Here is a 14,852-nt window from a genome sequence, read left to right on the forward strand (position 1 = left end):
CATCCCCTGGGGTATGTAAAGGGGGAGCGACAATTTACATTCTTTAAGGAGGATGATAGATATGGATAAACGTATAATTGGTGTATATGAAACTGGAGAAGAAGCCATAAAGGCTGTTGAGTCATTACAGGCCCAAGGGTATAATCGTGAAGATATTTCAGTGGTAGCTAAAGATAAAGAAGAATTAAATGCAGTGAATGAAGAAACGGGTACAAAAGTTGAAGAGGGGCTCGCAGCTGGTGCGGCGACTGGAGGCATTTTGGGCGGTGCTGCCGGATTATTGGCAGGTGTGGGTGCGTTGGCGATTCCGGGAATCGGGCCGGTACTGGCTGCTGGACCGCTTGCTGCAACATTAGCCGGAGCGGCTGTAGGCGCTGGAACAGGAGGATTGGCCGGTACATTAATCGGAATGGGCATACCTGAAGACGAAGCGAATCGTTATGAAGCGGATGTAAAGAGCGGCAAATTGCTTGTGTTAGTCGATTCGGATGCTAGAAAATCTAGTTCTTCTTACTCGGGAATAACCGAAACCGATGAAACGCTGACGAATGGCAGAAGAACTCTATAAGTCGTACTTTTAAAAAGGACGGATCCCTTAGGGGGCCGTCCTTTTTTTGATTAGAATGTGAATTTCTTTATTTCTTTGTGCATTTCCTGGGATAGGGCATCCAATACACTAGCCAGGGCATTTAATTGTTCCATGGAAGCATTCGTTTGTTCTGCGGAAGCTGATACTTCTTCAGTTCCTGCCGCAGTTTCCTGACTGATTGAATTTAATTTTTCTGCATTGCCCGCCATCCGTGTGACCTCGTTTACCATATCGTTCATCATCTCTTTTATTTCGTCAAAATTGCTGAATGTAGTCGTGATGATGGATGCAATGTGACTGAAAGCATTTTCCGTATCCGTTACGGAAGTATCCTGAAGATGGATTTTTTGATTGACTTGACCAATCAAATGAACGGTATTGGTTGTATCTGTTTGCATGGCTTGAATGATTTCAGAGATTTCTTTTAGTGATTTTTCCGTTTGTTCGGCCAATTTCTTCACTTCATCGGCAACAACAGCAAACCCTTTTCCGTGTTCACCAGCCCTCGCTGCTTCGATGGCAGCATTCAGGGCGAGTAAATTCGTTTGTCCTGCAATCCCGCTTATGGTTTTTACGATCGCACTGATATCATTGGATCGTGCATCCAATGATTTGACTGCCGTGCTCATCTTATTGGATATCTGGGACGTTTCATTGAATTGTTGTTTCAGGCCTTGTACTTGAGTGATTCCGTTTTCGGAAGCCTTGAACATATTTTCGGATTCCGTGGCCATTTTTCCCGTTTGCGCCTCAAGATCATTGATTTTGTCAGCCAATAGCTTTACGGCCATTCGTTATTCTGCCCGACTTCGATTTGGTCTATGGCACCGGCTGCTATTTGTTCCATCGTCATGGCCACTTCGTTAGCTGCCGCTGAATTTTCATCGGCACTGGCCCACTAGCGTCATGGAGGAATCCGATACTTTATCGGAAAGGTTGTTGACAACCCCTAACATATGACTCATATTCCTGGTCATTAAGCTGATATCTTCTGCAAGTTGGCCAATCTCACTTTTCTGGAAATGGAATTCCAGGAGGTGAAATCGCCGTCAGCCATTTTCCGTATGGATTCCTGCAGCTTTTTAATGGGATTCGTTAAAGAACGGGTGATGAAGATGGCAGATAGTGCAGTGACGGTAAAGACAATCAACAGTGTGATGACATTTTCGACTATCATCGGGCTTGCCCGGACTTTCACTTCATTTTCCTCCATTACCCCTGCTATTCTCCATCCGGTGGTAGGATTTGTGGCGTATCCGAAGATCCGGCTCTTCCCTTCAAATTCCTCGATCATTGATCCGGATTCACCTTTCATTTTTTTGAAAATATTTTCCTTTGATATATCCTGTTGAATTTTTTCCTTGTCTGGATGTGTAACGAATGACCCTTTCTGATCAAGCAAAACCGTATAGCCCGTTTCGCCGAATTTCGTTTGATTGACCATCGTGATCAATGTATCGATTGAGATGTCGACACCGAGCACGCCTATTAATTCATCACGATCATCATATATGGCCTTTGCTGCCGTAATGACAAGTTCATTCGTAGCCTGATCAGTATAAGGTTCCGTCCAAATGGTCTTGTTTTTTTGTTTTAATGCGGATTGATACCAATCCCTTTGTCTCGGATCGAAGTCAGCCGGCAAATCCGCTTTAGGGAATATTAATGTTTTTCCATCTTTCTCGGTGCCAAGGTATAAACCATTTATTTCAGAATTGCTTGACTGTGTATGGGAAAACTCATCCATTATGGATTCGGGGTTCTTATCATAAGTACTCATGATAGGATACTTACTGATCCTATCCAATTGATTTTCCGTTTTTTGAAAGAATGTCTCGAAAGAATCGTTCATTGACTTGACTTGCTCTTCCGTCGATCCGGTAATTTCCTGGGTCGTCAACTCGATACTATTTTTATAGCTCATGTAGGAAATGGCCATTCCGCTTATCATGATCAAAGCTAAAAAGGGAATCAATATTTGTTTTTTTAGCGAATTAAAATACCAGTCTGTCAGTCTTTTCATCTGTAAAATTCTCCTTATATACTTCTAATTAATTTTGACTTCTATTTGATATTTCGGTCTTCTTTCGCTTTTTTTGAAGGGACAAGTTAGAAAATTCCAATATTAATTTTGTCGTGAAGTGCAAAGGTGGGAAGGGGGTGGAATATAGTGGATAAAAAAAGAGCTGACTGCCATGGTCAACTCTTTCATTCATTGAATACTATTCGAATTGGATATTTTTTGTCCTATCCATATACCATGTGTAAAACTCGTCTGCATATTCAACGGATACATCTTGGAGCTTTGTATGGTGTACAGGCTTGGAGCGGTTGGTCGTTTCAATTGTGGCAAGCCTGAAAAACTTTTGCAGCTTCGAACGTTCCACCTCAATTTGAATGACCTTGCTTCTTTTGGTAATGAATAGTGATGTTTCCAAACTTCCGGATTTGAACTGAATGAACTCATCATTTAACAAGTAACGGCTATTTTTGTAATCCATTATTCTCAATGTATAAATGAGGACGAGTAGAATCAGCGAGATATACCATAGGGAGGGTTTGAAATAATAAATCGCCAATGTTGTGAGAATCCAGAAAAAGCTAGGTCGCAGCATTCGGATTTTGAAGGCCTGTTTCGATAGTGACCTCATTGATCGTTCCACTTTGTAATCGGGTAAAATCTCTTCTACCATCCCATATGCCCGTTCAATTGATAAAAAGGGATAGAGGGTGTTCGTTTCCAGCTCTTCATCACCGGTGCTTCCTGCACTGATCAGTTTCACTTCTGCCAACCCCAGCACTCTTTTAATGATTGATTGGGTGATTTCGACTGCTTGTACTTTTTCTTTCCGAATGGAAAAAGCGGATTCGTCCAGTACACCTTTCTTGATATATATGCGCTCGTGATCGGATGAAATTTCATATTTTCCATATTTAACGAATGTGGAAACGATTCCGAAGGCAACGGCGACACATATGAGGCCTGCAATAACGATGGTAATGATCCACCATGTATCCAATAACTTGGCAAGAAACCCTTCGGTATTCTCCAAATCGAAAAAATCAACGAGTGTATTATATAACGTAGCCAATATCGGGATAAGAGCCAGGAAACTGAGTGATGTAAAGGAAGCTTTCAGCACATCATGTTTGCTAGGAGTGAAATGGATCGTTTTTTCAATGGCTGGTTCCATATCCTCAGCAATTCGTTCTTCGGGAATATCCGCTTCAATAACCGGAAGTTCCTGTTTTGAAGCATATTCCCCCTCAAGCCGTTCGGCCTCTTTTCGGGAAATCATCTCGAAAGGTACGCTACCCTGATCACCAGTCATCCCCGTTTCGAAAGTTAAAGAGGTCAATCTGAAAATCTTATGAAATAACGTCGTGCGTTGCTGGACATTCTGAACCTTATGAAGCGGGACAGTTCGATACGATTTCGAGACAAGCCCTGAAGTGATGTATAAGGTACCTTCTATGATTTGGTATTTGTATGTATACCATCTAAGGATGACAGAAATGACTTTCCAAACCAAATAAACTAGAAAGCCGATTTGGAGTACCTTCATATACATCTTTTCAGAACCGAAATTCAGGACATAAAGCATGATTATGAAAAATACATTTCCTTTCAGCAATTTCCAAAATTCGAAAGGGATTTTGATAGGGTGTAATCGTTTTGCGTGTTCTTCCATCATTAATCCACTTCCTTAATTTTTGCGAAATGGGCAATTTTATCTCGTAATTCATACGCCTCTTTCTCGGGGATGGCCGGTATGTCATGAGAGTCGCCCATTGTTCCGATGCTTAGGGAATAAAGGTTGTATTTTCGCAAAAACGGTCCTTGGTTCAATTTGACGGATTGAACCTTCGTCATCGGAATGAGTTCATGCGTTTCACTCCAGGCTCCACGTTTTGTTTGAATGAATTCTTCGTTCACGTCGTATCGCCAATACTTTTGCAAAAGTATCGGTTCAATGAAGATGGACCAGATAGCATGGAAAAAAGATAATACGATAAGTCCGTTTAAAATCCATCCAATCCATTCTTTCCAAGTGAAATAATCATCAACAAATAATAGGATGCCAAGGACGGCGAGGATAATGAGATTGGTAATGGCTTCAGTCATCCGCCACACCTTCACTGATTCTTTGGATATTTTCTTCGTTGGTGGCTGTATCTTGGAATACATATATTCACTCCTTACTATGTCTTTATACTTATACGGATTATCTTGCAAAAAAGTTCCCTATTAAAGGTATATGTATAGGAACTGTGCAGCCGCATACCGTGGAGTGGCGGGCGAATAATCCTGCAGTTTCCCGAGTATGTATAAATAAGGAGTTTTCTAGTGGATCTTTTCTTTTTATATGACCGAATAATGGACAAGATAGAAGTGGTGAGTTTCTAGAGTGGGAGTGATAGGTTTGACGTATAAAAGGAAGTTGAGTTTTATATTCTTCCTGTTTTTGATTTGTTTTTTTAATGGAGAATCGATGCAGGCTGCAAATGATGATGGAAACCTAGGGCAGGAAATTCAACGAATATTGGAGCAATCGCCAGGATTGGCTGGGGCGTTGACGGGAATTTCCATCCGTTCAGCTGAAACGGGGGAAAAGATTTATGAACGGGGATCGCAAACGAGATTGCGGCCTGCTTCGAATCTTAAGCTTTTGACAGCAGCAGCCGCGCTTGAAACTTTAGGGGAAGATTATACTTTTCAAACGGAACTATACATAAAAGGAGTGCAGGTTGGCCATGTTCTGCAGGGCAATGTATACCTGAAGGGGAAAGGGGATCCCACATTATTGGAAAAGGATTTTGATGAGCTGGCAGCTTCACTGAAGCAAAGGCAAGTCAAGTTCGTTCACGGGGATCTTATAGGGGACGATTCTTGGTATGATGATGTTCGTTATTCTCAAGACTTAGTTTGGGGCGATGAACAGGAATATTACGGTGCAGCCGTTTCGGCTTTAACTGCTTCCCCGAATGAAGATTACGATACCGGTACCATCATCGTGGAGTTAGCTCCTGGGGAAAAGGCTGGAAAGAGGGCAACGGTAAAGCTGGAGCCTGAAACCGATCACGTGAAGGTCATCAACAAAACGAAAACTGTATCGGCAGATGCTAATAATAAGATTGAAATCGAACGGTCTCATGGCACACAAGTCATTACGGTGACCGGGACCATTCCGGAAGATGCCGGGGTGACCAAAGAGTGGGTCTCGGTGGAAGATCCCACAGAATATGCCTTGAGCCTATTTGAAAAATCAATGAAGGAACATGGAATTAAAGTGTTAGGAAAAAGGAAAAAAGGGAAAACGCCAGTAGGAGCGCATATGATTGCCACTCATCAGTCCATGCAGCTTTCACAGCTGCTTATTCCTTTCATGAAATTGAGCAATAACAGCCATGCCGAGGTTTTAGTGAAGGAAATGGGCAAAGAGGCAGATGGGGAGGGAAGCTGGAAGGATGGTTTGAAGGTTGCTCGAAATCAGCTGAAGAGTATGGGTCTCGATATGCAAACGATCATGATGCGTGATGGGTCTGGAATTTCCCAAGTCAATATGATTCCAGCGAATGAAATAACGAAGCTGCTGTATGCCATTCAGGAAAAAACGTGGTTTCCTGCTTACTTGAATGCTTTACCGATTGCAGGCAACGAAAATCGGATGGTGGGCGGTACTCTTAGAAAGAGGATGAAAGGGACACTTGCAGCCGGGAATGTCCGCGCGAAAACAGGGACAATTTCAGGTACGAGCTCCTTATCCGGTTATGTGACGACCAAAAGAGGGGAAAAAATCATATTTTCAATCATCTTGAATAATTTTGTAGAAGAAAAAGGCATTACGGCAATCCAGGATAAGATAGCCGTAATGCTCGCAGAACAGGAAAACCTATTGGGAAGCGGCCATTAGTATTCATGGAAAGCTAAGTTGAAGTTCAGGATCTGCGAGAAAGAGGTCGGTATCAGCCATATCATTTTCTTCGGCAAGTCCGAATTGGCAGCATAATGCCGCTAAGCCGTTTTATTTGCTGATCTGATCAGGTTTCAATCGCAGATCCGAATGGCGTATTCAAATCGATGGTCATTATATGACATTGCATCAAGTCGGCAATCGAACATTCGAAGGCCATTCTCCGATATATATGTCTATAACAAGAAGTTTTCAAGTCCATTACATGGAAAGTCCTAGCCGTTTGATCGTAGACAGTTTCTCCATGAAGTGGAGGGAAGGGGGCCCTTTTCCTCCTCTGTTTCTTTAATCAGACATGAAGCTGGGGGCAAATTGGTTTTTATTCAATATCAGCACCTTCTTCTTATTTTTTTAAATTATCCCCCTCAAGGAAGGAGTTTAAGGGAGGATTAATAGAAATAAGTATATAGGAGGAATGCTTATGAACTTTCCAACACTTAATGGACAGTATACGATCAGCAGTCTTATAGCTGAAATTCACGAAATTTCCAAAAAACGCTCACTCTATATATTGGCCATAGATGGCCGGGGCGGATCTGGAAAAAGTACACTCGCTGCCCGTATCCAAGCAGAATGTCCAGGTAGCGTGGCCGTTCATATGGATGATTTTTATTTGCCGTCATCGGAAAGGGTTCAACTGCCTCCATCCCAAAAGCCTATCGGGGCGGATTATGATTGGAAACGGGTTTTTAACCAAATCCTAAAACCGCTTACAAAGGGGAAGGAAGCAAGATATCAAAGGTATGATTGGGAAACGGACACTATGGCCGAATGGCATGAAGTTCCTGCTGGGGGCCTTGTGATTATAGAAGGAACGTATTCAATCCGTAAAGAATTGGCAGGGTACCATGATTTCACGATTTGGGTGGAATGTCCCCGTGATCAGCGTTTGAAACGTGGCCTTGAGCGGGATGGTGAAGATGCGCGTCAAATGTGGGAGGATAATTGGATGGTTCATGAAGATCTCTATGTGGGAGTGCAAAGGCCTCAAGAAAGAGCGGATCTTGTTGTGGACGGAATGAGCTGAGCCAGTGGATATTTTAATTGTAAGGGTTTACCTATAAAATATATTGTATGTTTAGATAAATTTCCGGGGAGCCGGAAATAGGGGGGAAACTATGTTTACTAATGAAGAACAAGCTGCCGTATATAAAGCCATTTATAACCGTAGGGATATCAGGAGTTTTTTGCCAAAGCCCATTTCAAAGGATATACTCCGCAGAATTTTGGATGCTGCACATCATGCGCCGTCTGTAGGATTCATGCAGCCTTGGAGTTTCATCGTGATTTCGTCTCAGGAAACCAAGAACAGTTTGGCATGGGCAGCGGATAAAGAAAGAAGGGCCCTCGCCATTCATTATGAAGGAGGTAAAGAAAATAAGTTTCTTAGTTTGAAAGTGGAAGGGTTAAAAGAAGCACCATATACCATTTGTGTTACATGCGACCCGACACGGGGGGGCTCCCATGTTTTAGGGAGGAACTCCATTCCGGAAACCGATATCCTATCCACTGCCTGCGCCATTCAAAATATGTGGCTGGCTGCCTATGCGGAAGGGTTGGCAATGGGATGGGTAAGCTTTTATAAGAAAAATGATATTCGTGATATTTTGGAGATTCCGCCCCATATAGAACCTGTTGCACTCCTGTCGATTGGCTATACTGATCAATATCCGGATAAACCGATTCTTGAACTTGCTAATTGGGAAAAAAGAAGGCTGATGGATGAACTTATTTTCGAGGATAAATGGGGGAATAAATAAACCGATATATTATGATTCCAAAACAGTTTATTAAGCCTCTGGTTCAGGGGTGGAAAATATAGAAGACTCTTACAATAGATACTCATTTGTAAGAGTCTTCTTAAAAATTCGGTTTGATTTTAAAATCTGCGCCGTTTTGAAGATCCCGGTATACCGAGGTCTTCACGGTATTTTGCAATAGTGCGGCGGGAAATCTTCGTCCCTTCATTTTCGAATATTTGACAAAGTTTCTGATCTGAAAAAGGCTTTATTTTATCTTCATCGGCAATCAGGACCTTTATTTTTTCTTTGATGGTGGCCGTTGATTCGGTTGCTGGGCTGTTCACGCGGTGTAACCCTCTAGTAAAGAAGTTCCTTAGTTTAAAGAGGCCATGCGGCGTCTGGATATATTTATTGCTCGTCGCCCTGCTGATCGTTGATTCATGAAGCTGAAGTTTTTCCGAAATATCCTTCAGTGTCATAGGTTTTAATCCTGTAATTCCTTTCATGAAAAACTCATGCTGCTCCTCCACGATTGACGCGGTCACTTTGTAAAGCGTCATTTGCCTTTGTTCGAGCCCTTTTAACAGTAATTGGGCATCATTTATATGCCCTTTTATATAATCTTTAGCTGGATTAACGGAATTGATGGCGACGTGGTTCTTGTAGTAAGGATTGATGGAAAGTTTAGGTGTACAGCTATCGTTGACCGTTATCAGAAAACCTTCCTTATCTTTTTCCACGTAAACGTCCGGAACGATGTAATGAGTCATATCATCGGAAAAGTGACTGACAGGACGCGGGTTTAACGTACGGATGAAATCCGAGGCCTCTTGTACTTCCTGAACGGTCACTTGGTGAAGGGCGGCAATTTTCCTGTAGCGTTTTTCTGCTAAATCTTCTAAGTGCTTTTTAACGATCTTATACGCCAATTCATTGTGATTCTCATGCTCACGCAGCTGAATGAGTAAACAATCGGTCAGATCTTTAGCACCGACTCCAATTGGGTCAAGGGATTGCAATATTTGAATCATATTTTCGATTTCTTCCACGGGTACGGAAAAATGCGAAGCAGTCCAATGGACATCCAATTCTAGAAATCCATAATCATTTAAGTTTCCAATCAAAAATTGGAGAATCTTCTTTTCAAATGCATTCAATGAACTTAGTAAACTCAATTGTTCCAGTAAATGCCTTTCAAGTGTTTCTGTGCTGACTGAATGATTGTTGATAGGGTTGTAATCATTGTCTCCGTTGAAACCTTTACTTTTAGAGGAAGAACCGCGTATCTGAGAATTTATTTTATTTGTACGAATACTGTGCGATGAGGGGGGTTCTTTAAAGCTAATTTCGAGAACGGGATTTTCGTAAGCCTGCCGGTTCAGGAAATCTATCAGTTCATGGGTGGAATATTGAAGGATATTGATCGATTGCTGTAATTCAGGGGTTAATGACAACTTCAAGGTTTGTTTTTGGTACAGTTCAAATCCTACCTGCATATATATCAACTTCTTTCATTTAGATTAACATAGCGGCTCAAAAGGAATGAAAAAATATTAACATGATAATAATACAAATCTTCCGAAAATTCAACATTGTGTGTCAGGTTTTGTAACATCAATTAGAAATAAAGAGGGGGATTCGAAAAAATGCTTGTCATTCAGTAGTTAATCAAATGAATGGGAGTTGATTGATTCGAATGTGAATCAAATGATTTATATGTGAATCAACACATGCTCCTATTGATTTATATATGAATCGTTTTAACTTGAATACCTTTAATATCAGGCCCATATAATTTGGCATGCATCTTGCTACATCTATAAATATAAAAATAAACTAGCTTGAAAAAATCCATTACATGAGAAGGGTGTTTTTTACATGATTAAAGAGACTACGAGTATTCAGGAATTAATCGATTTGGATAAAAAGCATTTTATTCATCCGACCACGGCAATCGAACAGCAGCAGGCAGATGGTCCAAGTTTCATCTTTAAGGAAGGGAAGGGAATATATCTTACGGATGTCACGGGCAGGACTGTCATTGATGGCATGGCTTCACTTTGGAATGTGAATATTGGACATGGACGAGAAGAGATGGCTGAAGTCGCGAAGGAACAAATGGCCAAATTAGCTTTCACATCAAGTTTCGCCACTTTCAGCAATGAGCCGGCAATCCGTTTGGCGGCCAAAATCGCATCCATCGCGCCTGGGGATTTGAATGCAGTTTTCTTCACTTCAGGTGGATCGGAGTCGAATGATACGGCAATCAAACTTGCTCGTCATTACTGGCTTTTGAAAGGGCAGCCTAATCGTCAAAAAATCATTTCCCGCTCGAAATCCTATCATGGAGTGGCAATGGGAGCTACAAGTGCGACTGGCCTGAAGCCGTTCCGGGATTTCACGAATTCAATCGCACCTGATTTTTATCATGTGGACGGTTCCTCCATTGAGGAGTTGCGTAAGGTCATAGAACAGGAAGGACCGGAAACGATTGCGGCATTTATCGCTGAACCGATTCAAGGGGCCGGTGGCGTGAACCTTCCTCCTGAAGGCTATTTTAAGGAAGTAAGGGAAATTTGTGATGAATACGGCATTTTGATGGTGACGGATGAAGTCATTACAGGTTTCGGAAGAACAGGAACTTATTTTGGGATTGAACACTTTGGTGTTGTGCCTGATATGATGTGCTTTGCAAAAGGTGTGACGAGCGGATATGCACAGTTAGGCGGGGTCGTCCTGAATGATAAGATGCATCAGGATTTCATTGCCCTTTCAAAAGGTACGCTTTTACACGGCTACACCTACAGTGGCCATCCGATGGCATGTGCGGTTGCTTTGAAAAATATTGAAATAATTGAACGTGAAAACCTTATAGAAAACTCGAAACAGCGTGGTGAAGAGTTGCTTGCCGGCTTTAAGAAGCTCCAAAGCAAACATCCGATTGTTGGTGATGTGAGGGCACTTGGACTAATTGGGGGCATCTCCATCGTAAAGGACAAACAAACAGGTGAAGGCTTTGAGACACAGCTTGCTCCAAGACTTGTTGCTGAAGCTGCGAAGAATGGTTTGATTTGCCGTTCAGTTACGTTTGATCAAGATACACTCGTATTCGCACCGCCTTTAATCATTACTAAAGCAGAAGTCGAAAGAATGATTGAAATCCTTGATGAGACATTTACTGCAGTCGAAAAAGAAATTTTATAAGAGGTGAAAGTGATGGTCATGACGGAAACGCTGAAAAAGAAATTATACATTAATGGTAAATGGCAAGAAGCTGAAAAGTTCACGACACTAAAGTCTCCTTATAGCGGGGAGGTCCTAGCGGAGATTCCCTCGGCAAGCCTTGAAGATGTCGAGTTGGCCATAGAATCAGCCTATCAAGCTAGAAAAACGATGGCAGCTTTACCTAGTCATAAACGCGCTGCCATACTTGAAAAGCTTGCGAGCCTTTTGGAAAGCCGCAAAGAGGAGGCAGCTGAAATTATTGCAAAAGAGGCAGCGAAACCGATTAAAACGGCAATGGTTGAAGTATCCCGGACGATTGCCACATATAAATTTGCAGCAGAGGAAGCAAAAAGGATTCATGGAGAAACATTGACGATGGATGCCACAGCTGACGGAGAAGGAAGGATAGGATACACGGTCCGTGAGCCTCTAGGCGTTGTGGGTGCGATTACGCCATTTAATTTTCCGATGAACCTGGTTGCCCATAAAGTGGGCCCGGCCATTGCTGCCGGAAATACACTCGTCCTGAAACCTGCGAGCCAAACACCGCTATCTTCACTATTTCTTGCTGAATTATTGGCCGAAACGGATTTGCCGGCAGGTGCGTTTAATTTAGTTACTGGAAGCGGTTCGGTAATCGGTGATAAATTAGTCACCGATTCACGGGTGAAGAGCATCTCATTTACAGGAAGTCCGGCTGTAGGAATCGGGATCCGTAATAAGGCCGGGTTAAAGAAAGTGAGTCTTGAACTAGGTTCGAATGCGGCTGTCATCGTGGATAAAGGGATCGATATTGATAAAATCATCCAACGCTGTGTATCGGCAGCATTCGCTTTTCAAGGGCAGGTCTGCATTTCCTTACAGCGCGCTTATGTTCATGAAGAGGTGTATGATGAGTTCGTCAAAAAATTCACGGAAGCAACGAATGGCTTGAAACTGGGAGATTCTTTGGACCCGTCTGTGGATATTTCAGCATTGATCAGCGCCGGGGATGTACAGAGAAGCCTGGATTGGATCGGTGAAGCTAAACAACACGGGGCGATAGTTGCAGCAGGAGGTAAATCTGAAGGTAATATCCTGCATCCCACTGTGTTGCTGGAAGTGGATGCCATGCTTAAGGTATCTTGCCAGGAGGTCTTCGCTCCAATAGTTTTGATCAATAAGGTTTCTTCCGTTGAGGAAGCGATTGACTTTGTCAATGATTCCGAATTCGGATTGCAGGCCGGGATTTACACAGAAAATATCAATCTAGCTCTTTCTGCCGCAGAAAAATTGGAAGTCGGCGGTGTCATTATTAATGATATCCCAACTTACCGTGTTGACAACATGCCATATGGCGGAGTCAAAAAAAGCGGGACTGGGCGCGAAGGATTGAAATATGCCATTGAAGAAATGACGGAAATGAAATTGGTCATTATTAATCGGAATTAATCAGAAGAGAGGTGAGCAGCTGCTCACCTCTTTTTTTCTGTGAAACTTGGAAGAAGTTTTGCCTATGAGTTATGCAAAAATGAATAGGTAATTCACGACTGAATTTAAATATGACAGGAAAGGGCAAAAAAACGTGAGTTACCTAAAATTTCAAACTGGCATGAATCTTGCTCATATTTATATATAGGTAGATAACTTAAAACAGAGGAGGAAATTACATGCAGGAAACTTTGCAAAATAATACGAAAAAAGAAGGAACGGGAGCATTGGACTTAAAGATGTTCATCAATGGGGAATGGGTGAATTCGACTTCGGGTGAGAAGAGGGATGTATTGAATCCGGCCACGGGGGAAGTTATTGCCAAAGCAGCGGAAGGAACACAGGAAGATGTGGATGCAGCGGTCGAGGCAGCAAAATATGCTTTCTATGAAGGTGGTTGGTGGGGAACTCCTGCCGTCGAAAGAGCTCGCATTTTATTCAAAATAGCCGACAAAATAGAAGAAAAAGCTGAAGAACTAGCTGCGTTGGAAACATTGGATAATGGGAAACCATTGCGTGAGGCTCGTTTTGATATAGCTGATTCCGCAGCATGTTTTAGATATTATGCAGGATTGGCCACAAAACCGACAGGTCAGACTTTTGAAGTTCCTGACGGCCAGCAAGCGATGGTCGTAAGGGAACCGATCGGTGTATGCGGGCAGATCGTTCCTTGGAATTTCCCACTAATGATGTCAGCCTGGAAACTTGCTCCGGCGCTTGCTGCAGGAAATTCCGTTGTGTTCAAACCATCTGAGGTCACTCCGGTGACGGCGGTCAAACTATTTGAAATCATGGATGAGGTAGGATTGCCAAAAGGTGTTGCGAATCTTGTGTTAGGAGCGGGGCCAGTTGTCGGACAAGCAATTGCAGAGCATGAGGAAATCGATAAAGTAGCCTTTACAGGAGGCACGGCAACAGGACGTAAGATCATGGAGGCTTCGCTAGGTAACCTAAAGAAAGTCACATTGGAGCTCGGCGGCAAATCGCCTAATATCGTATTTGCGGATTCTGACTTTGAGACTGCAGTTGATTATGCACTATACGGGATTTTCTGTAATCAAGGACAAGTGTGCTCAGCAGGCTCCCGTTTACTATTGGAAGAGTCCATTTACGATCAGTTCATTGCAAGTCTTACTGCGAAGGCGAAAAAAATCAAAGTAGGTTCAGGTTCTGATGAAAACAGCCAGATGGGACCTATCGTTTCAGAAGCCCATATGAACAAAATATTATCGTATATCCAAATCGGAAAAGAAGAAGGTGCCAAATTAATCGTCGGTGGAAATCGAATTAAAGAAGAAGGCATGGATAAAGGTTACTTTGTCGAACCTACTATTTTTGTTGATACGACACCGGATATGCGGATTGTACAGGAAGAAATTTTTGGACCGGTGCTTGTCGTTCAAAAGTTCAAGGATGAAGCGGAAGCTCTTCGACTTGCCAATGATACGAAATATGGTTTAGCGGGAGCGGTGTTCACGAATGATATCTCAAAAGCGTACCGTGTCATTAAAAAAGTGCGTGCCGGCATCACGTGGATAAACTCATATCATCCGACTTATAACGAAGCTCCTTGGGGAGGGTTCAAGCAAAGTGGAAATGGACGCGAACTGGGAACTTTCGGTTACGAAGCTTACACTGAAGTGAAGCAAATCAATAATAACTTGGATATCCAGCCAACAGGCTGGTTTGATGAAGAGTAAATAGCTTGACGAAAAAAGGCTGTTCCTTGGGGAACAGCCTTTTTTCTATGGAATCGGAGATATAATCCGAGAATCGCAGATAAAAAGCCGAAATCGGAGATAAAATCCCAGAGACGCAGATATAATCCGAAATAGCAGATATAATTCGAGA

12 protein-coding genes are annotated in these 14,852 nt (G+C 42.5%); 7 read left to right on the forward strand and 5 right to left on the reverse strand.

Translation table 11 applies throughout. The features are described from left to right. The first annotated feature begins 61 nt into the window (after positions 1 to 61). Positions 62 to 568, forward strand: a complete 507-nt coding sequence (locus OTG27_RS12780) for a general stress protein (protein WP_048685038.1) — start codon at positions 62 to 64, stop codon at positions 566 to 568. Between the two features lie 50 nt (positions 569 to 618). Here OTG27_RS12780 and OTG27_RS12785 read toward each other — a convergent pair whose 3' ends face one another. The 4 genes from OTG27_RS12785 to OTG27_RS12800 all read right to left on the reverse strand — a co-directional run bounded on the left by OTG27_RS12785 (position 619) and on the right by OTG27_RS12800 (position 4,778). Continuing rightward, positions 619 to 1,380, reverse strand: coding sequence for a methyl-accepting chemotaxis protein (locus OTG27_RS12785; RefSeq protein ID WP_268937128.1), 762 nt, complete (start codon positions 1,378 to 1,380; stop codon positions 619 to 621). Between the two features lie 185 nt (positions 1,381 to 1,565). Further along, positions 1,566 to 2,612, reverse strand: coding sequence for a HAMP domain-containing protein (locus OTG27_RS12790; RefSeq protein ID WP_268937129.1), 1,047 nt, complete (start codon positions 2,610 to 2,612; stop codon positions 1,566 to 1,568). Positions 2,613 to 2,811: 199 nt separating this feature from the next. After that, positions 2,812 to 4,284 (reverse strand): PH domain-containing protein, encoded by a 1,473-nt coding sequence (locus OTG27_RS12795; RefSeq protein WP_268937130.1) that lies wholly within the window; start codon positions 4,282 to 4,284, stop codon positions 2,812 to 2,814. Then, positions 4,284 to 4,778: a PH domain-containing protein gene (locus OTG27_RS12800; RefSeq protein WP_034305830.1), complete on the reverse strand. Its 495-nt coding sequence runs from the start codon at positions 4,776 to 4,778 to the stop codon at positions 4,284 to 4,286. The genes OTG27_RS12795 and OTG27_RS12800 overlap by 1 nt, the downstream gene beginning before the upstream one ends. Before the next feature lie 304 nt (positions 4,779 to 5,082). On the opposite strand from OTG27_RS12800, the gene dacB reads away from it, so the two are divergent. From dacB to bluB, 3 genes are all read left to right on the forward strand, one after another. Then, positions 5,083 to 6,504: a D-alanyl-D-alanine carboxypeptidase/D-alanyl-D-alanine endopeptidase gene (gene dacB, locus OTG27_RS12805; RefSeq protein WP_483878188.1), complete on the forward strand. Its 1,422-nt coding sequence runs from the start codon at positions 5,083 to 5,085 to the stop codon at positions 6,502 to 6,504. A gap of 481 nt (positions 6,505 to 6,985) precedes the next feature. Beyond that, positions 6,986 to 7,591 carry a uridine kinase family protein gene (locus OTG27_RS12810; RefSeq protein ID WP_268937132.1) on the forward strand — a complete coding sequence of 202 codons (606 nt, stop codon included), beginning with the start codon at positions 6,986 to 6,988 and terminating at the stop codon, positions 7,589 to 7,591. A 91-nt stretch (positions 7,592 to 7,682) separates the two neighbouring features. Continuing rightward, entirely contained in the window at positions 7,683 to 8,324 is a 642-nt protein-coding gene (gene bluB / locus OTG27_RS12815) for a 5,6-dimethylbenzimidazole synthase (RefSeq protein ID WP_063577443.1), read from the forward strand. A 119-nt stretch (positions 8,325 to 8,443) separates the two neighbouring features. Here bluB and rpoN read toward each other — a convergent pair whose 3' ends face one another. Beyond that, positions 8,444 to 9,802, reverse strand: coding sequence for an RNA polymerase factor sigma-54 (gene rpoN, locus OTG27_RS12820; protein WP_262869731.1), 1,359 nt, complete (start codon positions 9,800 to 9,802; stop codon positions 8,444 to 8,446). Positions 9,803 to 10,184: 382 nt separating this feature from the next. Between rpoN and OTG27_RS12825 the strand changes: the two genes are divergently transcribed. The 3 genes from OTG27_RS12825 to OTG27_RS12835 all read left to right on the forward strand — a co-directional run bounded on the left by OTG27_RS12825 (position 10,185) and on the right by OTG27_RS12835 (position 14,701). Then, entirely contained in the window at positions 10,185 to 11,510 is a 1,326-nt protein-coding gene (locus OTG27_RS12825) for an aminotransferase family protein (RefSeq protein ID WP_268937133.1), read from the forward strand. A gap of 18 nt (positions 11,511 to 11,528) precedes the next feature. Beyond that, positions 11,529 to 12,962: an aldehyde dehydrogenase family protein gene (locus OTG27_RS12830; protein WP_374941260.1), complete on the forward strand. Its 1,434-nt coding sequence runs from the start codon at positions 11,529 to 11,531 to the stop codon at positions 12,960 to 12,962. Positions 12,963 to 13,180: 218 nt separating this feature from the next. Next, the gene (locus OTG27_RS12835) at positions 13,181 to 14,701 is read left to right on the forward strand and encodes an aldehyde dehydrogenase family protein (RefSeq protein WP_063577441.1); all 1,521 of its coding nucleotides are present in this window, start codon (positions 13,181 to 13,183) and stop codon (positions 14,699 to 14,701) included. The last annotated feature ends 151 nt before the right edge of the window (positions 14,702 to 14,852 follow it).

This window comes from Peribacillus sp. AS_2 (genome assembly GCF_026891895.1).
Taxonomy (GTDB): Bacteria; Bacillota; Bacilli; order Bacillales; family DSM-1321; genus Peribacillus; species Peribacillus frigoritolerans.